This is a genomic window from Ancrocorticia populi (assembly GCF_003123745.1).
In the GTDB taxonomy this organism is placed as follows: domain Bacteria; phylum Actinomycetota; class Actinomycetes; order Actinomycetales; family Actinomycetaceae; genus Ancrocorticia; species Ancrocorticia populi.
Genome location: NZ_QETB01000001.1, coordinates 508,723 through 532,847 on the forward strand (window position 1 = coordinate 508,723; position 24,125 = coordinate 532,847).

Consider the following 24,125-nt stretch of genomic DNA (forward strand, 5'->3'; position numbering starts at 1 on the left):
AAATTATAGAAACGGTTTTTTTATAACGACGACGGACGCGCCGTCAGCTTCGGATCTCTCTCCATCGAGCGAAGGCCCAACCAGAGGAGGTTCACAACGTGCGCGGCGGTTTCCTCCTTGGAGGGTTCGCGCACATCCACCCACCACTGGCCGATGCGGCCGATGGCGCCGGCCAGCAGCTGGCCGTAGATCGGGGCGGTCTTGGGATTGAGGCCCTGTTCCTCCAATACGGGTGCCAGAAGATCCGTCACTTGCTCGGCCACGTCCGCGATCACCGTGGTGAAAGTGCCACCCGATACGGCCGTGGGGGACTGGTGGGACAGCAGGCGGAATCCGTCCGCGTTGGATTCGATGTAATCGAGGAGGGACAGGACGATGCGCTCCAGCATGTCCCGCGGGTGCAGGCCCGGCCGCATCTGGCTGGAGAGCATCTCGGAGAGCTGGGTGACCTCGCGATCAACGATCACCTGATAGAGGCCCTCCTTGCCCCCAAAGTGTTCATACACCACGGGCTTGGATACCTCGGCGGCCGATGCAATCTCCTCGATTGAAACCGCGTCATATCCTCGCGCACCGAAAAGCTCGCGTGCAATACCAATGAGTTGCTCGCGGCGCTGAGCACGCGACATCCTCACTCGCTTAGGGGATACTTCGCCTGATGATGTATTCATAAAGCCATTATGACAGGAGGTGGGACCGCCCACACGTTGAGCGAAGATTATGCAGGGGACCGTTCGCCCGTTAGAATCGTTCCGTTCGCAATCCGCCTTGGTGTAATGGCAGCACAGAGGTCTTTGGAACCTTTAGTCCAGGTTCGAGTCCTGGAGGCGGAGCTGGATCTCGGTGGGATAATCTCAGGAGAGAGAGGGGTCTACCGTGGCGCATAGCCCAGCCGCAGTGATCGTCTTAGCCGCTGGCGCCGGTACCCGGATGAAGTCAGCAACCCCTAAAGTGCTTCATGAAATGTGTGGACGCAGCCTGCTAGGCCATGCGATCCACGCTGCTCGGGGGTTAAATCCGGAGCACGTTTCCGTTGTGGTTAGACATCAAAGGGACCGCGTAGCTGCGCACGCCCTAGAAGTAGATGACGGGCTTATCATCGCCGATCAGGACGAAATCAAGGGAACCGGGCGTGCCGTCTGGTGTGGGCTGGAGGCGCTTCCCGCGGATCTCGAGGGGCCGATCGTTGTGATGGCGGGCGATACGCCGCTGTTGAACACGGAGACTCTGGCCGGCCTAGTGGACAATCTTGGCGAGAATGCGGTCACCGTGCTCACCACGAACGTCCCGGACGCTACCGGCTACGGGCGCATTTTGAGGGATGAGGCCGGGGCGATCTGCGGCGTGGTAGAGCACGCGGACGCCAGCGATGCCCAGCGCGAGATTCGCGAAATTAACACGTCCACCTACGCCTTCGATGCGGCCTTCCTCCGGGAGAATTTGGGGAAGCTTGGCGCAGCCAACGCGCAAGGGGAGATGTACCTGACGGACATCGTAGAGCTCGCCTCGGCCTCGGGTGCCGGCGTCGGAGATCTGGTGCTGGAGGATTCGTGGCTGGTAGAGGGTTGCAACGATCTGGCGCAGCTGGCAACTCTTCGCGGCGAAATGAACCGGCGCATCGTCCATGACTGGATGGTGAGCGGCGTGAGCGTTATCGATCCGGCCACAACCTACATCGATGTGGATGTGGAGATTGAGCCCGATTGCAAGATACTTCCCGGAACTGCGCTACACGGCCACACGCGTCTAGCATCTGGTGCGATTGTGGGTCCGGGGGAATTGACTGATACAACGGTAGAAGAAGGAGCGGTTGCCAGCCATGTGGTGGCAACCGGGGCACATGTTCCAGCGGGAAGTACTCTCCCGCCTTATTCGATCGCGACGCGGTAGAAGGTAGAAGTAGGGAGCTTCCATGACCGGGATGCAAGTATCCAACGATAAGCGACTTAAGCTGGTAAGTGGGCGCGCCCATCCTGAACTCGCAGAGCAGGTGGCATCCGAGCTAGGCATCGATCTGCTGCCCGTTTCCGCCTATGATTTCGCGAACTCGGAGATCTACGTGCGGTTTGAGGAATCCATCCGCGGCGCGGACGTGTTCATCCTCCAGTCGCATCCGGCGCCAATCAACAAGTGGCTCATGGAGCAACTGATCATGATCGATGCCGCCAAGCGGGCCTCCGCCAAGCGCATCACCGCCGTTGCCCCCTACTACCCATACGCGCGTCAGGATAAGAAGCACCAAGGGCGTGAGCCGATTTCTGCGCGCCTCGTGGCCGATCTGTTCAAGACCGCGGGCGCCGATCGCATCATGAGCGTTGATCTGCACGCCGCTCAGGCGCAGGGCTTCTTCGATGGCCCCGTGGATCACTTGTGGGCCATGCCCACGCTGGTGGAATACGTGCGCACGAAGGTTGACCCGGACAACACCGTGGTGGTCTCACCGGACGCCGGCCGCATCAAGGTGGCCGAGCAGTGGGGCAATCGCCTCGGCGGCGTTCCTCTAGCCTTCGTCCACAAGACCCGCGACATCACCCGCCCGAATCAGGCAACCTCCAACCGCGTGGTTGGCGACGTTGCCGGGCGTACCGCGGTGATTGTGGACGATCTCATCGATACCGCCGGGACCATCTGCGGCGCCGTGCGGGTTGTGCTTGAGGCCGGCGCCAAGGACGTGATCGTTGCGGCAACCCACGGCGTTCTGTCCGATCCCGCCGTTGAGCGGCTGCACGCATCCGGGCTGCGCGAGCTGGTTGTCGCTGACACGCTGCCCATCGAAGAATCCAAGCGCTTCCCCGAACTCACCATCCTCCCCATCGCGCCCGTCTTGGCCAAGGCCATCGACGCCGTGTTCGAGGACGATTCCGTAGCGAAGATCTTCGACGGGGATGCTGGCTAGAGCCGAGCTTTCCGACACTCCTCCGCCGCGTAGTCGTGTGGGTCTGATCCCTCCGCTGATTGCTATTGCGAGAACTCATCGTGGCGGGGTATCGACTGGCTGATCTCGAGACGCAGATTAGATCTTTTCATCGGTTACGGGAAACTCATCCTTGGATACGCACGTATCCAAGGATGAGACTATGAGCGTAAGCTATGACTTCGAGAACTATGTTGCTGGACGATTATCTACGGCCGATCAGTTCCGAGAGCTCCACAAGGCGGTTGGAGAAGCCTCACTCGTTGTCATACTAGCTCAGTACCTTGACGTGGTTGCCGATCACTTGGGTGAGGGGAGTGTCAAAGATCGTTGCATAAATGGATGGCGCAAACAAAAGACTTACGCAGCTGAGCTGACACTGCCTAGCTGATTATGGTGCATTGAGAGTTGCGCTGGAGCATTAAGGTGATGGTGATTCACGGCCAAGGCAATAATACTAATCTTGACATATTCCAGTTTTCCCGAATAGTGGACAATTGGTGTATGACTTGAAGCACACTTACCAATGGCGATAAGGATAAAACATGTTGAAGGGTATAAGACGAGCAGGGGGGCGCTTTTAACGCTGGCCCTCCTTTTCTCTGGAGCGAATGCGGCGACAGCCGATGATAACTCGACTGATATGGTCGAGATGACGCAACTTGAGCAGTCTGGTATCGCATTGACAGCTGCTGGAGCGATTAAAGACTCTGACAGCGAGGATCTTGTCGATGGGATTTCTGGCGAGACGAACGGTGTCAGTTGGACCCTCGTGAAAGAAGATGTAGAATCTCCAGAAGGTGTGGTAGGTCCTCAGTTTAGTGTTGGTGTCGGTTGGTATATATACCTGTATTTGACGCCGAGAGATTGGAATTTTGTGACGAGCGTCGGTTGGGCCGGTGCCGGGGGTGGCCTTTGCACCCTTGTTGGTGGCGGACTGATTGGCGGTGTCTCTTGTAGTACAGTAGGTGGCGCAATCGGGTGGAAGCTTTCTGACAAGACTGGCCCAAAGGGTAATCAATGCGCTGAGGTCAAGGTTCGAGTTGGCTACAAGCCTGTTGGATACAAAATATTCAAGAAGTCCTGCGCGGCAATGGGGAAGTAATGTTTAAGAGAATCAACGATCTCTTCGGCCACGGGTTTTTCTCGTTGGCAGGGGGAATTGTCTTCGCCGCTGGCCTGACCTATGCGGTACTTTCTGGCGTAACACAGTCGATAAATGGTTCGGTCCGCGCTGGGCTCATTCTTGCGGTTGTGGGGATCGCTCTTCTCCTTATTGGTGTTGCGCGGACTCATCTGGGAGGTAGGCCGACAAGCCGATCTCACGACACGAAATAGATTTGTTTAATCTATTTATCAAGGGTGGGGCAGTTCATGAACTGCCCCACCCTTTCCTTGTTAGTAATTAGCTCAGATTCTGCGGCTGATTAGTTCCGAGAGCTCCACAAGGCGATTGGAGAAACCCCACTCATTGTCATACCAGCCCAGCACCTTGACGTGGTTGCCGATCACTTGGGTGAGGGGAGCGTCAAAGATAACGGAGTGCGGATTTCCAACGATGTCCGAAGAAACAATTGGCGCTTCCGAGTAGGCGAGGTAACGGGACATCTCGGATGAAGCCGCGGCCTCCCGGAATGCCGCATTAACCTCTTCTGTGGTTGTTTCGCGGTTCAGGACTGCCGTAAAGTCCGTAATTGAACCAACCGGGACCGGCACTCGCAGCGCGAAGCCTGTTAGCTTTCCAGCCAGCTCGGGGATAATCTTCCCGATCGTGCTTGCAGCTCCCGATGACGTTGGAATGGTGGAAAGTGCCGCCGCCCGTGCCCTGCGGAGATCGCTGTGCGGGGCATCGTGAAGGCGCTGGTCACTGGTGTAGGCGTGTACCGTGTTCATGAATCCGGTTTCAATACCGAAGGTATCGTTGAGCACTTTGGCCATAGGAGCAAGGCAATTTGTGGTGCACGAGCCGTTGGAGAACACGTCTGAGCTGTTCACGTCAATGGTATCGGTGTTCACGCCCAGTACGATAGCCGGTACATCACCCTTTGCCGGTGCCGAGATGATGACTTTCTTCGCGCCTCCTTTCAGATGTGCGCTGGCGGCATCGGCATTGGTGAAGAGACCCGTGGATTCAATAACAATATCTGCTCCCACTTCACCCCATGGGATCTGTGCTGGATCCCTCTGAGAGAAAACTTTGATGGTGTGGCCCTGAACCGTGATTTCGTTGGCGGAAGCGGAAACGCCGTCCAGATGGCCCGAAATGGAATCCCATTCGAGCAGGCTTGCAAGAGTTTCTACATTCGTAATGTCGTTGATCGCAACTACATCTATATCTGCATTGCTGGCCAGTACGGCGCGCAGGTAGCTGCGGCCGATGCGTCCAAAACCGTTAATTCCAACTCGTGTGGTCATGATTTCTCCTTAATATATCGGTGGTCAGTTGTTCGCAGGACGTGTGGTCCGTGCGATGGGTATTAGGCGGTGCTGTTCCCAGCGACCTGGTGGGATTGAGCGAGTGAATCAAGCATGGACGCCATTCCGTGCACGGCATCGTCCATCGGCTGCTGAGAGCCGTAAGCTCGCGAAAGCACGTATCCGCCTTGAAGTACGGCTGTGAGGGTGCGGGCGAGCTGCTGCGAATCGAGGCTCTCGGGGAGCTCTTTAGCCTTAATCGCCGCGTCGATCATTTTTATCCAACTCTGTTCAGTGGCGCGGAAGGCATCTTCGACCATACTGAGAAGCTCCGGATCCTCAAGTACTTTGGGATCTTGAGTCATGCGGCCTATACGGCATCCTTTGAGTCCGGGACGTGGACGGAGAAGGTGGGCCTTCAATTCTTCGAGTGGCGAGGAGCGAACTGTGCCGGCGTCCTGATCCAACAGCTCGGATATGTTCTGGCTCAATGCGGCAACTGCAAGCTCGTGCTTGCCTGAAAAATGATGGTAGAAGGAGCCCTGACCTACCTCCGCAGCAGCCATAACATCGCGCGGGCTGGTTGCCGCATATCCCTTCTCCCACAGAAGCAGCGCCATCGCGTTGACAAGGCGCTCGCGTGAGGTATTTCCCGAAGTCTTCATGTCTAGAGTGTAACTACTAGTATGTACAAAACACAAGAGTTCAATAGTGAGTGCCTAGGGACCGTCTAGCACACACGAGGGGTAGCCTACTATGTATGCCAAGTGGTAGCCTTGAGTGATGACTTCAACAACAGTGAAGGTTTCGACTGAGCTCCGTGACAGAATCAACCGCGAGGCACAAGCTAGGGGAACCACAGCAGCCAGCTTGATCGAGCTAATGTTGGACGATTATGTACGCCGTCAGCGGATGGAAGCTTTTGGCGCAGCAATCCGCGGCGCTGATCAGGCCTATTGGGATGAGTTCCATGACTGGGATGTGGCGTTAGGCGACGGATCTTCCGATGAGTAACCTCCATCGCGGCGAACTCGTGTGGGCCGAGCTGGATCCAGTCCGAGGGCGCGAGCAGGCAGGACGGCGTCCGGTTCTCGTTGTTGCCAGCGAGCTGTATCTGGAGCAGGCCGACACGTTAGCGATCGTTATACCCGTAACCACGGTAGACCGAGGATGGCCTAACCACGTTCGGTTGCGGGGTCCGCATGTTGGTCTTGAGGAGCCCACCTTTGCCATGACGGAGCAGCCCCGAACCATAACTCGGGATCGGCTTGGCCGTAGTATCGGCGTCGTGGATACAGCCACCATGCGTGAGGTGGACGGCTGGCTGAGGGACTTCCTTGCGTTACCCAGAAAAATAGGAGGCTAGACGCCCTGATTCGTTAGCTCCCACTGGTGGCGGTCCATCGCGTAGAGCACGCAATCCTTCTGGGCGTCGGGCAGGGTTGGGTGCGTGAACTCGCGTTCGAGGTGCATACCGATCTTTTCCATCACGCGACGGCTGGGTGCGTTGTCCGCGGTGGTGTAGGAGCCAAGGTGGCCTAGGCGCTCGATCCCAAACGCATAATCGCGGGCAGCTCGCGCCCCTTCGGTTGCGAGCCCCTGATTCCATACTTCCTTGGTGAGCCGCCAGCCGATTTCATAGCTTATGTCTGTGGGAACCTCAGCCGGGAGCGGGTGCAAACCGATGAAGCCTATGAAAGTGGCGGGAGGTAGGATGGCGGGCTTGCCGCGATCGTCAATGTAGGCCACGGCGTCCTTTGTTTCGGCCGCCCAGAGTCCAAAGCCATTGGTTACGAGCTCATCCTGGAACTCGAGCGCCTGTTCAACGGACTTTTCCGGCGACTGGACGGAGGGGAAGTACTCCCGGACTGCGGGGTCGGCGTTCATGGTGATCCAATCATGGAGATCGTCCTCATGCCACCCGCGCAGAAGGATCCTCTCGGTCTCCAGCATGAACACATCTTCATCGCGATCAAACTCAGCTGTCATACGGTGGATTATAGTGACCGGCACAGCGAGAGCCGCCGTAGGGTGAAAACGTGTGGGAGTATGCGCTTTTGTTCGCGGCTGGGAATCGGAGCATTTATCGGCGGGTACCTCGGCCCCGTCATCCAGCGGGTGATCCCCGAAAGAATCATGCGGATTCTGGTGGTCCTCGGTGGGCTGATACTGACGGTGTGGTTGTTGTTGAGGTGAGTTTCGTCGTCGTCGGTAAAAACGGCTGTGAGCAAGTCCCCAACCTCCGGGGCGAACTCGTACTGGAACCGGGCCGTTCGCGCGGCTAAAATGGCATGGTTGCCTCGGCGAGGGAGTTCAGCTCCGTTATCGACGCGGTGGGTAGTTCTTGTGCCTACGGCCCACGAGGCCAACATTGGCCGCCCAAAAGGGTGGTTACGCACAATGAAAGGAGTACCCACGATGGCAGAACGCACAAAGCTCATCGCTGAAGCTCGTAATTCTTTTGGTAAGGGTTCATCCCGTCAGCTCCGCCGCGCGGGGCGCGTTCCTGCGGTTGCTTACGGCCACGGCACCGATCCGGTGCATATGTCCGTTGATGCGCACGAGCTGTTCCTTGCGATCAAGGGCCAGGCTAACGCCCTTCTGGACGTTGAGCTGGACGGCGAGAAGATGCTGGTTTTGGTTAAGGATATCCAGCGTCACCCGATTTCCCGCGATTACCTGCACGCAGATCTGCTCCGCGTGAAGCGTGGCGAGAAGGTTCAGGTTGAGGTTCCCGTTGAGGTCATCGGCGAGCCAGCACCTGGCACGATCCATACGGTTGAGTACATGGCTCTGCCCATTCTTGCTCCGGCAACGGACATCCCGGATTACATCACGGTGGACGTCACGGGCCGCGCCGATGGCGAGCACATCACTGTTGGGGACATTGACTTCCCGGCCGGTGTTGAGTGCGAGCTCGAGTCCGATACCATCGTGGTTGTTGTGACCACGCCTGAGGTTGATCTGGAGCTCGAGGCCGCTGATGAGGCCGCCGCCGAAGCTGCTTCCGCTGCATCGGATGCCGAAGCCAAGGAAGACGCCGAGTAAGGCTGATTAAGGTTAGGTTGTGGCGCCCTTCGGGGCGCCACAACCATCTGTAAGGAGAACATGTACGCGGTAATTGGTCTGGGTAACCCGGGGGAGAAGTACGCCCGAACTCGTCACAATGCCGGGCACATGCTCATTGACGTGATGGCCGAACGTGCCGGGGGATCGCTCAAGGCTCACCGTGCCTCGGGTACCCACGCACTTGGTGCGCGGATGGGCGAGGAGCGGGTCATTCTGGCAACCTGCGATTCCTACATGAATACTTCCGGCGGCCCCGTGAAGAAACTGCTCGACTATTACAAGGTTGCCCCAGAAAACCTCATTGTGATCCATGACGATCTAGATCTGCCGTTCGGCACCGTTAAGCTCAAGCGTGGTGGCGGCGAAGGTGGACACAACGGCCTGAAATCGATCTCCTCCACTACGGGAACCAAGAACTACATTCGCCTCCGACTCGGGATCGGACGCCCGCCCGGCCGGCAAGACGCCGCCGATTACGTGCTGCGCCCCTTCTCTTCCGCCGAGCGCGCGGATCTTCCCACGCTTCTTGAACGCGGGGCGGACGCGATAGAGGATGTTATTGCCATCGGCCTAGATAAGGCCACCACACGCCTCCACTCCCTCTGAGAGGAACACATGGATTTACGCCCGCTTCTGCCACTCATCGCGCACGATCCTGCGCTCGCGGTGCCTCAGGCGGCGAACATCTCCATGCCGCGCGGTATGGTTCCGCCGGTCCTCGCTCACTTTGAGGGCAAGGTCAAGCCTCTTATCGTTGCTGTGACCGCCACCGGGCGCGGGGCCGAGGAGCTTCACGGTGCCCTGCGCGCGTACCTGCCAGATTCCGTGCTGGAAGTGTTTCCATCGTGGGAGACGCTGCCGCACGAGCGGCTATCGCCCCGGTCCGATACCGTGGCCCAGCGCCTGTTGGTCCAGCGCCGCCTCGCACACCCCGAAGAGTTCGATCCGCTACGCGTTCTTGTCATGCCCGTGCGGGCGTTGCTTCAGCCGATCGCGGCGGGGCTGGGGGAGCTGACTCCCGTGCGCGTAGGCGTGGGCGATCAGATCGATGTGGAGCAGCTAGAAAACGATCTGGTGAATGCTGCCTATGTTCGGGTGGACATGGTGGAGCGCCGCGGTGAATTTGCCGTTCGTGGCGGCATCATTGACGTATTCCCTCCCACCCAATCACACCCGCTGCGCTTGGAGCTGTTCGGCGATGAAGTGGATGAGATCCGGACGTTCTCCGTGGCCGATCAGCGCTCGATGGAAGATGCTGAGGAACTTTTTGCCACGCCATGCAGGGAGATTCTGCTGACGGATCAGGTACGGCAGCACGCCCGCGACCTGATGCTCACCCTCCCGGGCGCTCAAGACATGCTGGCTCAAATTGCCGATGGCATCGCGCCAGAGGGAATGGAATCCCTAGCGCCGGCCTTAGTGGACAAGATGATCCCTGTGGTGGCAACGCTCCCGAGTGGTGCCAAGATCAGTGTGGTGGAGCCCGAACGCGTTGCCCAGCGCGCCGAATCGCTGATCGCCACCACGGAAGAATTCCTCTCTGCAGCGTGGAGTGCCGCCGCAGCCGGCGGAAACGTCCCGATTAACGTGGACGCTGCCTCATTTGCCACGCTAGACGATACTCGTGATCAGGCGCTGGAGCGGGGGCACGAGTGGCTGACGGTTGGAGGCTTTGCGGCGGCTACAACCTCTGCCGTAAGCTCCGCCAACGTGAGCGCCCGTGAACCCCAGCGCTTCCTCGGCAAGGTGGATGAGGCCATCAAGGCCATCGGTGGGTTTTCCCGCGAATCGTGGCGAATGGTGCTGGCCGTTGAGGGTGCTGGCCTAGGCCGCCGCCTGCGCGATCAGCTTGAAGAGGCCGGCGTTCCCTCGCTCTACGTGCAGGATCTCCCCGCTGAACTCCAACCGTCGATCTGTTACGTGACAGCCGCTCCGATCGCCTCTGGCTTCGTCATGGTGGAGCAACGCCTTGCGGTGTTCGCGGCATCGGACATCATGGGGCGCGGTGGATCTTCCACCCGCGACATGCGCAAGATGCCCGCCCGCCGCAAGGCCACGGTAGACCCGCTGGCGCTCAAGCCGGGCGATTACATTGTCCACGAGCAGCACGGCGTGGGCCGCTTCGTCAAGATGGCCAAGCGTGCCATCGGATCGAACCGGGAGACTCAGCGCGAGTACATCGTGGTGGAGTATGCTTCCACGCGCCGCGGCGTCCCACCCGATCAGCTGTGGGTGCCCACTGATTCGCTCGATCAGATCTCCAAATACTCGGGCGGAGAGGCCCCCACCCTCAACAAGATGGGTGGAGCGGACTGGTCCAAAACCAAGGCGAAGGCCAAGGCCGCCACCCGCGAAATTGCGGGCGAACTGGTGAGGTTGTACGCCCAACGCCAGGCCACCAAGGGTTTCGCGTTTTCCCCGGATTCCCCGTGGCAGCACGAACTCGAAGACGCCTTCGCCTATGTAGAAACATCCGATCAGCTCCATACGATCGAAGAGGTTAAGGCGGATATGGAGAAGCCGGTCCCGATGGACCGCCTCATCTCCGGCGATGTTGGGTACGGCAAGACGGAGATCGCTGTACGCGCCGCCTTTAAGGCGGTGCAGGATTCCAAGCAGGTGGCGATCCTCGTGCCCACTACCCTGTTGGTCCAGCAGCACCTCGAGACCTTCACTGAGCGCTATCAGGGGTTCCCGGTGCGCTTGGCCGCTCTGTCCCGCTTCCAGTCCGATCGCGAATCGGATGAGACGATTGCCGGCCTTGCCAGTGGTGAGGTGGATGTAGTGATTGGCACTCACCGCCTTCTCACGGGCAACGTGCGCTTCAAGGATCTTGGCCTCGTCATCATTGATGAGGAACAGCGGTTCGGTGTGGAGCATAAAGAGACGCTGAAGCAGCTTTATCCCACCGTGGATGTGCTCTCGATGTCCGCCACCCCAATTCCGCGAACGCTTGAGATGGCCGTGACGGGCGTACGCGAGATGTCCACGCTTGCCACCCCGCCCGAGGAGCGCCACCCCGTCCTCACCTATGTGGGGGCCCGCGAGGACAAGCAGATTGTGGCGGCGATTCGGCGCGAGCTCTTGCGCGATGGCCAGATCTTCTTTGTTCATAACCGGGTGCACGATATGCCGCGCGTGACGGCCCATCTTCAGGAGCTGGTTCCCGAGGCCCGCATCGCGATGGCCAACGGGAAGATGAGCGAGAGTCAACTAGAGCAGGTGATCGACGATTTCTGGCAGAAAGAAGTCGATGTACTCGTGTGTACCACGATCGTGGAGACTGGCCTAGACATCTCCAACGCCAACACACTCATCGTGGAGAACGCCGATAAGTTCGGGTTGTCCCAGTTGCACCAGCTGCGCGGGAGAGTGGGCCGTGGGCGGGAACGCGCCTACGCCTACTTCCTCTACGAACCCGATCGCACTATGACGGAGAACGCCCTAGAACGCCTGCGCACGATCGCGTCGAACTCTGATCTTGGCGCCGGAATCCAGGTGGCCATGAAGGACTTGGAGATCCGCGGCGCCGGCAACATGCTGGGTGGCGAGCAGTCCGGCCAGATCGCCGGGGTTGGTTTTGACCTGTACGTCCGTATGGTTTCCGATGCCGTGGCCCGGATGCGCGGGCAAACCCCGGAGGCCGAGGAAGAAGCAGCCACGGACGTTCGCGTTGAGCTCCCGATTGACGCCTTCCTCCCGGAAAACTACGTTTCTTCCGAGCGTTTGCGCCTCGAGATTTACGGGAAGATTGCAGCGAGTTCGAACGACGACGACCGCGCGGCGGTCCGCGCGGAGCTCATTGACCGCTACGGGCCCGTTCCCATCGAGGCCGAACGGCTCTTCCTCATCTCGCATTTGCGGGAGGTGTGCCGTAAGGCAGGTATCAACGAGGTGACGATGGCCGGGCGCAACGTGCGGTTCGCGCCCGTGTCTCTGGCGGATTCGCGGCAGGCGCGCCTGAAGCGGCTCTACCCGAAATCGCTCCTAAAGCCCGCAATCCGGGTGCTGATGATCCCCACGCCGGCGGGCAGTGCTCGCATGGGCGAGGCTCAGCAAATGGAGGGCGAGAAGCTGATCGAATGGGTGGAGCAGGTAATCAACTCGGTGTTCTTGGCCTCAATGTAATGCGAGGATGTAAGATTGTGCGGGGTCCCATCCAGTGATGGGGAGAATTGAGGAGTCATGACCAAGAAGCGCGCCGTCATGGGTGTTGCACTGATCGCCGCAGGTCTTTTATCGGGATGCTCATCTCATCCCGGCGCGGCAGCAATCGTTAACGGACAAGAGGTGTCCGAAAAGAGTATCGATGCGATGGCGGCCGATCTGGGTGCCACCACGCAGGATCAGCGGATCCAGCTTCTCCAAATCGGGATGAACTCGGCGCTTGTGGGCCCCATCCTCGATGATTACAGCGATCAGATCACGCCTGATTTCGAGGAGAACGCGTTCGCAATGTGCTCCCAATCGATGGGAATTGGCGAGGTAACCGCGGATTCGTCGCAGGAGATTCAGGACGTGTGCCTTGCCGTGTCCCTGAGTCAGGCCTCTCCGGAGTTCAACGCTGCGCTCGGTGAGGTCACGGCCGAACCCGAGGTGGAGTTCAGTCCACGCTACACACTTGCCACCGGCGAGCTTCCGGCATTCTTGACGGACCAAGATCGATCGTTGGCGGATATCTCACCAGATATGTCTGGGGAATTAGGTAACTAGTCCCGGAAAGCTGCGTCAGCAAGAACGCTTGCGGCGAACGTGTTAGTCCAAAAGCGGTCTGGGCTAACGCATGGCGCGAATATGCGCAACAATAGAACATAGTCGCGCCGCGGCTATGTAGTTCAACAAAAGGAGTACCTGTGGCCAGCATTGAAGCTGTAGCTTCCCGCGAAATTCTGGATTCACGTGGCAACCCGACCGTTGAGGTCGAGGTTTTGCTTGACGATGGCACCTTCGCCCGCGCTGGCGTTCCCTCCGGCGCATCGACTGGCGCCTTTGAGGCGGTAGAACGCCGTGATGGCGATAAGGATCGTTACAGCGGCAAGGGCGTTGCGGACGCCGTCGCAGCCGTATCTGAGATCATCGAGCCTGAGATCGTGGGCATGGAGGCTGAGGATCAGCGTTTCCTCGACCAGACCCTTCTGGATCTTGACGGCACCCCCAACAAGGGCAAGATCGGCGCAAACGCCATTCTTGGTGTTTCCCTTGCAGTTGCCAAGGCAGCGGCAGAGTCCGCCGGCCTTCCGCTCTACAAGTACATCGGTGGCCCGAACGCGCACGTGCTGCCCGTTCCGATGATGAACATCCTCAACGGTGGATCGCACGCCGATTCCAACGTTGACATTCAGGAGTTCATGATCGCCCCGATCGGTGCGCCTTCCTTCAAGGAAGCGCTGCGCTGGGGGGCAGAAGTTTACCACACACTGAAGTCCGTGCTCAAGGAGCGCGGTCTGAACACGGGTCTTGGCGATGAGGGCGGCTTCGCCCCCAACCTTGACTCGAATGCTGAAGCTCTTGACCTCATCTGCGAGGCAATCGAGAAGGCCGGCTACACCCCGGGCAAGGACGTGGCACTCGCACTTGACGTTGCCTCCTCCGAGTTCTTCTCCGATGGCGCTTACCAGTTCGAAGGTGGCCCGAAGGACACCGAGTACATGGTCAACTACTACAAGGAGCTTGTTGCCAAGTACCCGCTGGTCTCCATCGAGGATCCGCTGGACGAGGATCAGTGGGAAGCATGGACCGCCCTCACCGCAGAAATCGGTGACAAGGTTCAGCTGGTTGGCGACGATCTGTTCGTGACCAACCCCGAGCGTCTCCAGCGCGGCATTGATGAGAAGGCCGGTAATGCCCTCCTCGTCAAGGTGAACCAGATTGGTTCGCTCACGGAGACCCTCGAGGCAGTGGAGAGCGCACACCGTGCAGGCTTCAAGTCCATGACCTCCCACCGTTCAGGCGAGACCGAGGATACGACCATCGCGGACCTCGCGGTTGCCACCAACTCTGGCCAGATCAAGACCGGCGCACCCGCTCGTGGTGAGCGCGTCAATAAGTACAACCAGCTTCTGCGCATCGAGGATGAACTCTCCGATGATGCCGTGTACGCTGGCGCAAGCGCCTTCCCGCGCTTCAAGGCTTAATTAGCTAGCTGAATGTGAGTGGGTCACCTCCGGGTGGCCCACTTTCATTTTGTCGGACGTAGAATAGCTGGCATGAATAATCCTTCCCGCGGACCTCGGCGGCCTGATCGCTCACGGGGTCCGAATGATCAGCGTATGCGGCAGAAGCACTCCGTCGTCGTCGCCGATGGTCGGGGAAGCAGGAAATACTCGCTGCGGCTGGTAGCCGTGGTACTCACGTTCGTGGTGGCCATCGTGATCGTGTGGCCAACGGTTGCCCGGTATTACTCCTCCCAACGCGAACTTGCTGCTGCTCGGGCGGAATTAACCACAACAGAGGAACACATCGAGGAACTACAAACTGAGCTTGATTTGTGGAACGACGACGATTTTGTTCGTTCCCAAGCGCGCGAGAGGCTCGGCTACGTGATGCCCGGGCAGACCCTATATGTGGTCAAGGATCCCGGCGCGGGAACCGCGCAGGATCAGCGCGACGAGCGTATCGCGGAGGTTAACCGCAACCGGCGGGCGGCCACCCCGTGGTACGTGACGATGTGGGATTCGGTGAGCGTTGCCGGCCAGACCGAAGCAGAATTTGACAACCCGAACGATGTGCCGGTGCTCAACTCACCCGAGCCAACGGCCGATGAGGATACGGAAAATTAGTGAATCTGAGTGATATTGGCGCGAACGTAACCGAACTACGCGAAGGAGATCGCGAAGAGTTTTCGGCGCAGCTGGGCCGGGAGCCTCGGGGACTGGTGGCTGTGGGCGCGCGGTGCGCGTGCGGACGGCCCGCCGTAACTGTCACCTCTCCACGTTTGCCGGACGGCAGCCCGTTCCCGACACTCTTTTATCTCAGCCTGCCGTACCTCGTGTATCAGATCTCACGGCTTGAGGCCGATGGCAAGATGGCCGAATACAACGAGGCTCTCGCGGAAGATCCAGAGCTTGCGGAGGCACACGCGCGTGCGCATCGCTCCTACGTGGAGCGCCGCTCCGTGCTTGGGGATGTGCCCGAGATTTCCGGTGTTTCCGCTGGGGGCATGCCCAACCGAGTCAAGTGCCTTCATGCGCTGGCGGGGTATGCGCTGGCGGTTGGATCCGGGGTGTGTCCCATCGGGGACATGGCGCTTGATGCCGTGGGCTGGGACGGCAGCGTATGCCATTGTGATGACGATTCGAAGGAGAAACTCGCGTGAGGGTTGCAGGAATCGATTGTGGCACCAACTCCATCCGGCTGTTGATCGCCGATGTGCCCGGCGAACGCGGGCCGCTGGACGATGTAGTGCGGCTGATGGACGTTGTTCGGCTGGGGCAGGGAGTGGACAGGACTGGGCAGTTCGATCCCGTTGCCCTAGAGCGCACCCTCACCAAAGTGGGGGAGTACGCCGATCTGTGCCGCGAGCACGGGGTGGAATCCATCCGTTTCGCCGCTACTTCCGCCACGCGTGATGCCTCGAACCGGGACGAATTCCTCAGCGGTGTTCGTGAGAGGCTTGGCGTGCCCGTCCAGGTGCTGACAGGTGATCAGGAGGCCGGGACCAGCTTCGACGGTGCGGCCTCAGTGATGGGCGTGGATGGGCCCACTCCCGTGATCGTGGTTGATCTGGGCGGTGGCTCCACCGAGGTTGTCTTGGGCGAACTCGGCGAGGGAGCAGTGGCCGATCATTCGATGAACGTTGGCTGCGTGCGGATGCACGAACGCCACATGGCTTCCGATCCGGCGACGGCCGAGGAGATCGCGGCGGCACGAGCGGATGTGAACGCTGCTTTGGACGCGGCGGAACAGGATGTCGATTTCTCAAGCGCTCGCGGGCTCGTTGGGCTGGCCGGGACCGTGACAACGTTGACGGCGCGGGCTCTGGGGCTAGAGCAATACGATGCTTCGCGGATCCATGGAACTGAGCTGACCGTGGACCAAGTTGTCGAGGTGTGCGAGTGGTTCATCCACTCCTCGAAGGCCGAGCGCGACGCGCTGGGTTACATGCATCCGGGGCGCTCAGACGTGATGGCTGCCGGTGCCCTCGTGTGGGAAGAAGTGGTCAAGCGCGTGGCGGCACGCATGGAGGAGAGTGGGCATCCACTTGGGGCCGTTGTGACGTCCGAACACGACATCCTTGATGGCATGGCGCTGTGGGCTGCGAAGGAGCCGCAGCCGCCGCGCTAAATCTCGCTCAGGCGTTGATACTCGCGGATCTTAAGTGCGATCGCGCCCAAGATGATCGCCAGAAGTGACCCGAGGATAACGGCAACTTTCGCGTGTGCCTCATGCGGGTGGTTTGCTGGGAATGAGAGCTGCGCGATCAGCAGGGAGACGGTGAATCCAACTCCGGTAACGAAGGAAATCGGTACGATGTCTCCAAGTTTGATGCCTTCGCCCAAGCTGAGTTTGAAGAATCTGAGCATGATCCAGACTCCACCAGTGATACCAATGCATTTACCCAGCGGTAGTCCAAGATAGATTCCAACAGATACTGGATCTGCGAGTAATTCACCAAGTCCCCCGGCTTCGGTGATATTCACGCCAGCTGCGAAGAATGCGAAGATCGGCACCACGAAGCCAGAACTTGCGAACTCGAATTTCTTGGTGAAGGTGTGTGTTAGGCCGTGTACTTCGCCCTCGGCTGGCCGCGCTGCTACCACCATCCCAAGAGCCACGCCCGCAATTGTTGCGTGGATTCCCGAGCTGTGCATGAAGTACCAAGCCAGTATCGCGATGGGCCAGAGGATCCACCAGTGGATGATGCGCTTCTTAGCAAGGAATCCAAAGAGAGCGATCGCCACGACGGCGAGGGCCAGCCAAAGGAAGTTGATTCCAGACGAGAAGAAAATAGCAATCACGATGATTCCGCCGAGGTCATCGGCAACGGCAAGGGTCATGAGGAAGGTTCGTGCTGCGGCGGGAAGCCCCTTCCCGAAAATGGCAAGGATCGCAAGTGCGAACGCGATATCGGTTGCCACGGGGATTGCCCAGCCGCCGTATTCACTCGACCCTGTGACAACCTGAATAAGACAATAGACGCCGATGGGTCCAGCCATGCCGCACACGGCAGCGAGGATTGGTACTGCCGCCTTTTTGGGGTCGTGGAGCGACCCGGTGGAGAACTCTTGCTTGAGTTCAAGCCCAACCACGAAGAAGAATACGGTCAGAAGCCCATCGGCCGCCCACTCAGCAATCGTCAGGTCAAGGTGGAGGGCGTGGGGCCCGATCACGGCCTCGGAGATCGTGAAATAGCTTTCCCGCACTGGTGAGTTAGCCCAAATCAGGGCAATGATCGCGCCAGCCACGAGGACCAAACCCCCGACTGACTCATTCCGTAATGCGTGCCTGTAACGCACGAGCGGATTCATGCTGGCGGACATCGATACTCCCACTGACGCTTAGATGGCTACCAAAATAGTCTACATGCTCAGCGGGCCTTTCCTCCGATCGGACCGGTGATAGGGACGATTACGTGCGCAGGACCCGATTCCCCTAGAATGATGCGCGGGCCCCCATAGCCCAATCGGCAGAGGCAACCGACTTAAAATCGGTCCAGTGTGGGTTCGAGTCCCACTGGGGGCACAAACGATTGAGGGAGGTATCGGTAATCTGGCCCTCAACTGTAGAGTCGCTCCTGAAGAAATAGATGTTGGCCGGCACCCGCCGAAGGACATGGGAGATGGACATGAGTGAAGATGTGATCAAGGTTGAGGGCCTTACCAAGTCATTTGGCCGATTCCAAGCTCTCAAAGGCCTGAATTTGAACGTTCACAAGGGCGAGGTTCTTGGCTTCCTTGGTCCCAACGGTGCGGGAAAGTCCACGACAATTCGCGTGCTGCTGGGCCTGCTCAAGGCAGACGGCGGCGCGATCGAGCTGCTAGGGCAGGACCCGTGGAAAGACGTGGTGAGCCTTCATCGCAGGCTGGCCTACGTGCCCGGCGATGTTTCCCTGTGGCCTGGAATGACCGGAGGTGAGGCAATCGATCTGCTCGGTTCTCTGCGCGGCGGGCTGGACGAGAACCGGCGTGCTGAGCTGATTGAGCGCTTCGAGCTGGATCCAACGAAGCGCGGCCGCCAGTACTCGAAGGGCAACCGTCAAAAGGTCGCGATCATCGCCGCACTAGCCTCCAATGTTGAGCTGCTCATCCTCGATGAGCCCACCAGTGGACTCGATCCCCTCATGGAGAACGTTTTCCAAGAGGTGATTGGCGAGGCCAAGGCCGAGGGCTCCTCGGTCCTGCTCAGCAGCCACATCCTCTCCGAAGCTGAATCGCTGGCCGATCGGATGTCCATCATTCGCGACGGGAAGATCGTTCAAACTGGAACGTTCGCCGAGCTGCAGAATGGCACGCGCTCGCAGATTCGCGCGGATTTCGGGCGGCAGCCTAGCGACCAGGCGCTCGAGCTACTAGGCGACGTTCATATTGACGGCTCGCGGCTATCTGCCAGCGTGGACTCATCAAAGGTTGGCGAGGCGATGGCTGCGCTTGCTCCGTTTGAAATGACCACACTGACAGTGGAACCGCCGTCGCTTGAATCCCTGTTCCTCCGCCTGTACGAGTCCGACAGTCAGGGATAGGGAGTCTCTTGATGAGCGCGCTCACTGGCACACGGCCATTGGTTTCGCGGGATTCCGGCGGCGCGATCTGGCTAGCTAGTACCTCATCAGCCTCGGTTCTGAGCGCGAGCGCTAAGATTCTCGTAAGCTAAGTCATAGCACTCAGCACCGTTGCTTGAATGAGGGGAATCATGACTACTAGAACACGCGTCCGCGCCTTGGGCTTGGCGGCTGTAGCCTCCAGTCTTATGCTGGCGGCCTGCGCGCCAACTGCCGGTGGCGGATCGGATTCGGACGCTACCGATACCGCCGAGGTATCCACCGATATTACGGACGTCGAAGACTACACGCTGACCGTTTGGGACCAAGAGGTTCGCGGCGGCCAGAACGCACAGATGGAGCAGCTCAACGCTGCGTTTGAGGACAAGTATCCGAACGTCACGATCGATCGGGTGTCCCAATCATTCGACGATCTTCAGACGACTCTGCGCCTCGCACTCACGGGTGACGATGCCCCAGACGTTGTCCAGGCCAACAACGGCCGCAACATGATGGGCCAATTTGTGGCGGCGGACCAGCTCATCTGCCTCGATTCCTGGAGCGAGGCGTACGCCTGGACGGATCGCTACTCCGATTCCATCCTGCAGTACTCCTCCTACTCCGACGATGCCACAGAATTCGGTGAGGGATGCCTGTACGGCCTGCCGCAGATGGGTGAGGTTGTGGGCATCTTCTACTCGCAGTCCAAGCTCGATGAGCTGAACCTAGAGCTTCCCAGCTCGTGGGAGGAGTTCAACGATCAGCTCCCCGAGATCAAGGACGCTGGCGAGACTCCGCTGGTGCTCGGCAACGTGGAGAAGTGGCCGGGGCTTCAGGACTTCGGCGTGGTGCTCGGCCAACACACCGATGCCGAGACCGTCCGTACCCTCGGGTTCGGCAACGCCGGTTCCTCGTGGGTAAGCGAGGAGAACATGGCCGCGGCCACGGAGATCCAAGACTGGGCCTCGGAAGGCTACTTCAACAGCGGTTTTAATGGGGTTGATTACGATGCCGTTTGGGAGGATTTCGCCGAGGGTGAGGGAGTCTATTTGATTGCCGGTTCGTGGTTGGCTCCCGATTTACTTGATGCTATGGGCGACGACGCCGGATTCATCCTGCCGCCCACGCCCAGCGGTCAGGATGCAGCGCAGACTATCGGCGGAACATCCCTGCCGTTCGCGATCACCTCGGCCTCTGAGGAACCCGATGTTGCTGCCGCCTACATCGACTTCATTACGAGTGATGAGGCCATGGGGATTCTGGCGGACAAGGGCAACGTTCCTGTGAACGACACGGCCACGTACGCTGCCGATCAGGAAGGCGTGGTCGCGGACGTTATGACCGCGTTCGAGGCGATCTCCACGGAAGGAAACGTCCTACCGTACCTCGATTACGCGACGCCAACCTTCGATCAGGATGCCGGTGACGCCGTGCAGAGCCTGCTCGACCAAAAGGTGGACCCTGACGAGTTCCTCGAGACGCTCGAAGGGGCATATACGGACTTCGTTAACCAGTGAGTAGAGTAGCTGAGAAGGTTTCGTCGCAGTCACAAAAACGCGGACGAACTGTAGCTGCTATCGCACTGATGGCCCTACCCCTGCTCGTGTACGGCCTGTTTATGCTGTACCCGATCGGGCGGGCCATCGTGCTCAGCTTCTACGAATGGGACGGGCTGGGCACGGGCACGTGGGCCGGGCTGGACAACTATCGGGCCACTTTCAGCGATCCGCGGCTTGTCGGGGCCTTTGGGCATGCCCTTGTGCTCATCATCTTCTACGCCGTGATTCCGTTGGCTATCGGACTGGTGTTGGCATCACTGCTGGCACGTTCCAAGGTTCGTGGTATCGGATTCTTCCGGACCGTCGTGTTCATGCCGCAGGTGATTGCGATGGTGGTTCTGGCGATCACGTGGCGGCAGATCTACCGGCCGAACGGGCTGTTGAATTCCTTCTTATCGTGGTTTGTTCCCGGTGATGTCAACACGGCGTGGCTCGGGAACTATTCGACCGCGCTCGTGGCGGTGGGCCTGATCGGAACTTGGGTAAGTACCGGCCTCGTGACGGTTTTGCTCATGTCCGGGATCGCCGGTATTCCGCGGGATCAGTATGAGGCTGCGATGCTGGACGGGGCCGGATGGTTCCGGCAGTTCTGGTACATCACCATTCCCGGTGTGCGAGCGGAGATCCTCGTATCGCTGACTTTGACGATCATCGCGGCGCTCAAGACGTTCGATCTGGTGTACATGACTACCTCGGGTGGGCCGGGCACCTCAACCACAGTGCCTTCCTACGAGGTATACAACCAGGCGTTCCGATTGGGATCCGTGGGAACCGCGTCCTCGTTGGCCGTGATCCTCACGCTTGTCATCTTCGCCATTAATCTGACGCTGAATCTGCTGGGGGAGCGTGAGAAGAAGTGAGGATTACCCGGACCGAACGGATCGTCAACTACGTGATCCTTATTCTGTTCGCCGCACAGGCGCTCATCCCGATCCTCTATGTTCTGTGGCTTGCGCTCAGTTCGGAGAGGATCGGGGATAGCTCGTGGTTCCACCCGGAGAACTTCGCCGCCGCATGGGAGATTGGCAAGTTCTCCGAGTATATGAAGAACTCGGTTGTTATCGCGGCCATCGTTGTCACGACGGCGTTGGTGCTGTCTCTCATGAGCGGCTACGTGCTGGGGATCCTGCGCCCACGCGGTTCGCAGTTCCTGTTCTATCTGTTCTTGTTGGGCATCATGGTGCCCTCCGAGGCAATTGTGCTGCCGCTGTTCTTCGATCTGCGGGCATAAGGCCTCACGGATACGATCTGGGCGGTTGCCCTCCCACAGATCGCACAATCACTGGCGTTCGGCACGTTCTGGATGCGCGCCTTCTTCCGCGGGGTGGATCCTTCCCTCATCGAGGCCGCCCAGCTGGACGGGGCAGGGCACATCCGCACCCTGTGGTCCGTGCTGTTGCCGATTGCTCGGCCGGCCGTGGTGACACAAGTGGTGCTCACGTTCATGTGGACATGGAACGATTTCCTCATTCCGCTAGTTATGTCTCCCGCCGGGAAGATGCGGACGGCGCCGCTGGGCCTGGCCTTCTTCCAAGGGCAGTACACCTCCGGCACGACACTGCTTGCCGCTGGTGCCGTGCTGGTGGCGCTGCCGATGGTGATCCTCTACTTGCTCCTTCAGAAGCAGTTCATCGCCGGTATGACCGATGGGGCCGTGAAGGGCTAGACAGACGCCTCGCTGGAATATGGCTTATAGAATGGCATGCGTGGACAATCTCAAACGCATGCAGGACGGGCGCATCTACGATCCCAATCGGGAGGACCTTCAGACTCAGCAGACAGCGGCGTTGGAGTTGATGTATGACTACAACGCGACCCGGCCATCGCAGGTTGCACGGCGTGAAGAGCTCATCCAATTGATGTTTGCCCAAGCTGGGCCGGGCTGCCACTTGGAGCCGCCGTTCTATGCCAACTGGGGCGGTCAGAATGTCCACCTCGGGGCAGGTGTTTATGCGAACTTTGGCCTCACACTGGTAGATGACGCTCCGATCTACATTGGCGACCATACGATGTTTGGTCCCAACGCCACCATCGCTACTGCGGGGCACCCCGTGTTACCCGAGCTCCGTGTTCACGGTGCGCAGTTCAACGTGCCGGTCAGGATCGGTAACAATGTGTGGGTTGGAGCGGGTTCGGTGATCATGCTTGGAGTCTCCATCGGTGACAACTCGGTGATAGGTGCCGGTAGCGTTGTCACCCGCGACATTCCCGAGAATGTTGTTGCGATGGGAACGCCGTGCCGTGTGCTCCGGGAAATTGGTGAGCACGATGCTGAGTACTACTGGCGTGACCGTCGTATTGATATCACCCCGGAGGAAATGAGAGCGGTGTCCGCAGAGAGACTACAGAGGGGCTAGTTGCCGTTGTCGCCAACAACAACAGCATCTGGCTCCAAGCAAAAGTGCTTGCGTGGCTGGAGTGGGAGGCGTTTGATTGTGTTCTCGGTTAATTGAATGTGAAAGTAGGCGAAAATCGTGCGTGCATTGTATTTGACTGCTCCAGGATCTATCGGGAATCTTCAGGTTGGAGAGCTCCCTGTGCCCGAGCCGGGCCCCGGTGAAGTTAGAATCAAAGTGGAGGCGGCTGGCCTTAATCCCGTGGACGTCTCCTTCATTCAGAGCCCGAGTGGGCACCCGGACTGGCAGTGGCCGCACGTGCCCGCGCAGGATTCGGCCGGGACTGTTGACGCCGTGGGCGAGGGCGTTGAGGGCTTTGCCGTAGGCGATCGGGTGGCGAACCACGGAGCGATTAGTGCGGAGGGATCGCTGGCCGAATATCGAATCGCGACTGCCGAGACTTTGGCGCATATTCCCGATGGCGTCTCGGCTCTCGCTGCTGCTGCTCTGCCGTGTGCTGGGCTAACGGCTTATCAGGCGATCGTCCGCCGTATGCATGTTCAGGTGGGGCAAACGGTGTTGGTCACGGCCGCGGCCGGAGGCGTGGGTGGCTTCGCCGTCCAGCTCGCGCGGTTGGCCGGTGCAAGGGTTATCGGTACCGCTTCATCTGTCAATCACGAGTTTGTGCGCAGTTTGGGAGCTAGCGATGTCATTAGCTACCGCAGCGAGAACGTGAGCGACCGTGTTCTCGAGTTGACTGACGGGCGTGGCGTCGACGCCGTTCTGGATGTGGTGAGCAGCGAATCCGCTACCGAAAACCTCAAGCTTCTGGTTCACACAGGCAGCTTAGCTTTTGCTTCCGGACGGCCCGATCTGGAGACGGTTCCACCCTTTAGCACGGCGCCCTCGATCCATGAGCTGGCCTTGGGAGCCGCCTACGATCACGGGGATTCCGTGGCCCGGAAGTATCTGGCTTCCGAGCTTGAGGTGCTCGCGGGTCTGGTGGCCGAAGGAAAGCTCAATCCCATGATCAACCGGGTTGCCACGCTGGAAGAAGCGCCCGAGGCTCTGGCTGAAGTGGGAGCGCGCCATGTTCAAGGAAAGATCGTGATAGATCTGTCCTAATGCGGCGAAGG

27 protein-coding genes and 2 tRNA genes are annotated in these 24,125 nt (G+C 59.3%); 24 read left to right on the forward strand and 5 right to left on the reverse strand.

What is annotated here, in order from left to right; translation table 11 throughout:
• Positions 1-20: 20 nt before the first annotated feature.
• Positions 21-671, reverse strand: coding sequence for a TetR/AcrR family transcriptional regulator (locus DD236_RS02365; protein ID WP_243409879.1), 651 nt, complete (start codon positions 669-671; stop codon positions 21-23).
• 91 nt (positions 672-762) lie between these two features.
• Here DD236_RS02365 and DD236_RS02370 point away from each other — a divergent pair.
• The 6 genes from DD236_RS02370 to DD236_RS02395 all read left to right on the forward strand — a co-directional run bounded on the left by DD236_RS02370 (position 763) and on the right by DD236_RS02395 (position 4,252).
• Positions 763-833: transfer RNA gene (locus tag DD236_RS02370), tRNA-Gln, on the forward strand.
• A 43-nt stretch (positions 834-876) separates the two neighbouring features.
• Positions 877-1,890 carry an NTP transferase domain-containing protein gene (locus DD236_RS02375; RefSeq protein WP_279322586.1) on the forward strand — a complete coding sequence of 338 codons (1,014 nt, stop codon included), beginning with the start codon at positions 877-879 and terminating at the stop codon, positions 1,888-1,890.
• A 22-nt stretch (positions 1,891-1,912) separates the two neighbouring features.
• Positions 1,913-2,896, forward strand: a complete 984-nt coding sequence (locus DD236_RS02380) for a ribose-phosphate diphosphokinase (RefSeq protein WP_109092761.1) — start codon at positions 1,913-1,915, stop codon at positions 2,894-2,896.
• A gap of 181 nt (positions 2,897-3,077) precedes the next feature.
• Positions 3,078-3,305: a hypothetical protein gene (locus tag DD236_RS02385; protein ID WP_109092762.1), complete on the forward strand. Its 228-nt coding sequence runs from the start codon at positions 3,078-3,080 to the stop codon at positions 3,303-3,305.
• 135 nt (positions 3,306-3,440) lie between these two features.
• The gene (locus DD236_RS02390) at positions 3,441-4,019 is read left to right on the forward strand and encodes a hypothetical protein (RefSeq protein ID WP_109092763.1); all 579 of its coding nucleotides are present in this window, start codon (positions 3,441-3,443) and stop codon (positions 4,017-4,019) included.
• Positions 4,019-4,252, forward strand: a complete 234-nt coding sequence (locus tag DD236_RS02395; protein WP_109092764.1) for a hypothetical protein — start codon at positions 4,019-4,021, stop codon at positions 4,250-4,252. Before DD236_RS02390 ends, DD236_RS02395 begins: the two co-directional genes overlap by 1 nt.
• 72 nt (positions 4,253-4,324) lie before the next feature.
• Here DD236_RS02395 and gap read toward each other — a convergent pair whose 3' ends face one another.
• Together gap and DD236_RS02405 are read right to left on the reverse strand one after the other, a co-directional pair.
• Positions 4,325-5,329, reverse strand: coding sequence for a type I glyceraldehyde-3-phosphate dehydrogenase (gene gap, locus DD236_RS02400; protein WP_109092765.1), 1,005 nt, complete (start codon positions 5,327-5,329; stop codon positions 4,325-4,327).
• Positions 5,330-5,391: 62 nt separating this feature from the next.
• Positions 5,392-5,994, reverse strand: coding sequence for a TetR/AcrR family transcriptional regulator (locus DD236_RS02405; protein ID WP_109092766.1), 603 nt, complete (start codon positions 5,992-5,994; stop codon positions 5,392-5,394).
• Between the two features lie 118 nt (positions 5,995-6,112).
• On the opposite strand from DD236_RS02405, the gene DD236_RS02410 reads away from it, so the two are divergent.
• Together DD236_RS02410 and DD236_RS02415 are read left to right on the forward strand one after the other, a co-directional pair.
• A complete protein-coding gene (locus DD236_RS02410) occupies positions 6,113-6,343 on the forward strand; it encodes a ribbon-helix-helix domain-containing protein (RefSeq protein WP_109092767.1) in 231 nt (76 codons plus the stop codon).
• Positions 6,336-6,695, forward strand: a complete 360-nt coding sequence (locus DD236_RS02415; protein WP_109092768.1) for a type II toxin-antitoxin system PemK/MazF family toxin — start codon at positions 6,336-6,338, stop codon at positions 6,693-6,695. Before DD236_RS02410 ends, DD236_RS02415 begins: the two co-directional genes overlap by 8 nt.
• Here DD236_RS02415 and DD236_RS02420 read toward each other — a convergent pair.
• Complete coding sequence (locus tag DD236_RS02420) at positions 6,692-7,318, reverse strand: GNAT family N-acetyltransferase (protein ID WP_109092769.1); 627 nt, start codon at positions 7,316-7,318, stop codon at positions 6,692-6,694. The two genes, DD236_RS02415 and DD236_RS02420, sit on opposite strands and share 4 nt — an antisense overlap.
• A gap of 429 nt (positions 7,319-7,747) precedes the next feature.
• Between DD236_RS02420 and DD236_RS02425 the strand changes: the two genes are divergently transcribed.
• From DD236_RS02425 to DD236_RS02460, 8 genes are all read left to right on the forward strand, one after another.
• Entirely contained in the window at positions 7,748-8,377 is a 630-nt protein-coding gene (locus DD236_RS02425; RefSeq protein WP_109092770.1) for a 50S ribosomal protein L25/general stress protein Ctc, read from the forward strand.
• Positions 8,378-8,437: 60 nt separating this feature from the next.
• Positions 8,438-9,004 (forward strand): aminoacyl-tRNA hydrolase, encoded by a 567-nt coding sequence (pth, locus tag DD236_RS02430; RefSeq protein WP_109092771.1) that lies wholly within the window; start codon positions 8,438-8,440, stop codon positions 9,002-9,004.
• A gap of 9 nt (positions 9,005-9,013) precedes the next feature.
• Positions 9,014-12,526, forward strand: a complete 3,513-nt coding sequence (mfd, locus tag DD236_RS02435) for a transcription-repair coupling factor (RefSeq protein ID WP_109092772.1) — start codon at positions 9,014-9,016, stop codon at positions 12,524-12,526.
• Between the two features lie 57 nt (positions 12,527-12,583).
• The gene (locus tag DD236_RS02440) at positions 12,584-13,111 is read left to right on the forward strand and encodes a hypothetical protein (protein ID WP_109092773.1); all 528 of its coding nucleotides are present in this window, start codon (positions 12,584-12,586) and stop codon (positions 13,109-13,111) included.
• A 140-nt stretch (positions 13,112-13,251) separates the two neighbouring features.
• Positions 13,252-14,532 carry a phosphopyruvate hydratase gene (eno, locus tag DD236_RS02445; protein ID WP_109092774.1) on the forward strand — a complete coding sequence of 427 codons (1,281 nt, stop codon included), beginning with the start codon at positions 13,252-13,254 and terminating at the stop codon, positions 14,530-14,532.
• A gap of 72 nt (positions 14,533-14,604) precedes the next feature.
• Positions 14,605-15,177, forward strand: a complete 573-nt coding sequence (locus tag DD236_RS02450) for an FtsB family cell division protein (protein ID WP_243409880.1) — start codon at positions 14,605-14,607, stop codon at positions 15,175-15,177.
• Between the two features lie 5 nt (positions 15,178-15,182).
• Positions 15,183-15,713, forward strand: coding sequence for a DUF501 domain-containing protein (locus DD236_RS02455; protein ID WP_423716455.1), 531 nt, complete (start codon positions 15,183-15,185; stop codon positions 15,711-15,713).
• Positions 15,710-16,681: a Ppx/GppA phosphatase family protein gene (locus DD236_RS02460; RefSeq protein WP_109092775.1), complete on the forward strand. Its 972-nt coding sequence runs from the start codon at positions 15,710-15,712 to the stop codon at positions 16,679-16,681. Before DD236_RS02455 ends, DD236_RS02460 begins: the two co-directional genes overlap by 4 nt.
• Here DD236_RS02460 and nhaA read toward each other — a convergent pair.
• Entirely contained in the window at positions 16,678-17,877 is a 1,200-nt protein-coding gene (nhaA, locus tag DD236_RS02465; RefSeq protein WP_109092776.1) for a Na+/H+ antiporter NhaA, read from the reverse strand. The genes DD236_RS02460 and nhaA overlap by 4 nt on opposite strands.
• A gap of 128 nt (positions 17,878-18,005) precedes the next feature.
• On the opposite strand from nhaA, the gene DD236_RS02470 reads away from it, so the two are divergent.
• The 8 genes from DD236_RS02470 to DD236_RS02500 all read left to right on the forward strand — a co-directional run bounded on the left by DD236_RS02470 (position 18,006) and on the right by DD236_RS02500 (position 24,114).
• Positions 18,006-18,079: transfer RNA gene (locus DD236_RS02470), tRNA-Leu, on the forward strand.
• Between the two features lie 103 nt (positions 18,080-18,182).
• A complete protein-coding gene (locus DD236_RS02475; protein ID WP_109093267.1) occupies positions 18,183-19,076 on the forward strand; it encodes an ABC transporter ATP-binding protein in 894 nt (297 codons plus the stop codon).
• Between the two features lie 170 nt (positions 19,077-19,246).
• A complete protein-coding gene (locus tag DD236_RS02480; protein ID WP_109092777.1) occupies positions 19,247-20,611 on the forward strand; it encodes an ABC transporter substrate-binding protein in 1,365 nt (454 codons plus the stop codon).
• The gene (locus tag DD236_RS02485; RefSeq protein WP_243409881.1) at positions 20,608-21,513 is read left to right on the forward strand and encodes a carbohydrate ABC transporter permease; all 906 of its coding nucleotides are present in this window, start codon (positions 20,608-20,610) and stop codon (positions 21,511-21,513) included. Before DD236_RS02480 ends, DD236_RS02485 begins: the two co-directional genes overlap by 4 nt.
• The gene (locus tag DD236_RS12140) at positions 21,510-21,884 is read left to right on the forward strand and encodes a carbohydrate ABC transporter permease (protein ID WP_207785659.1); all 375 of its coding nucleotides are present in this window, start codon (positions 21,510-21,512) and stop codon (positions 21,882-21,884) included. The genes DD236_RS02485 and DD236_RS12140 overlap by 4 nt, the downstream gene beginning before the upstream one ends.
• Before the next feature lie 15 nt (positions 21,885-21,899).
• Positions 21,900-22,319: a carbohydrate ABC transporter permease gene (locus DD236_RS12145; RefSeq protein ID WP_207785690.1), complete on the forward strand. Its 420-nt coding sequence runs from the start codon at positions 21,900-21,902 to the stop codon at positions 22,317-22,319.
• A gap of 40 nt (positions 22,320-22,359) precedes the next feature.
• Complete coding sequence (locus tag DD236_RS02495; protein WP_207785660.1) at positions 22,360-23,010, forward strand: sugar O-acetyltransferase; 651 nt, start codon at positions 22,360-22,362, stop codon at positions 23,008-23,010.
• A 117-nt stretch (positions 23,011-23,127) separates the two neighbouring features.
• Positions 23,128-24,114, forward strand: a complete 987-nt coding sequence (locus DD236_RS02500) for a zinc-binding dehydrogenase (RefSeq protein ID WP_109092780.1) — start codon at positions 23,128-23,130, stop codon at positions 24,112-24,114.
• The last annotated feature ends 11 nt before the right edge of the window (positions 24,115-24,125 follow it).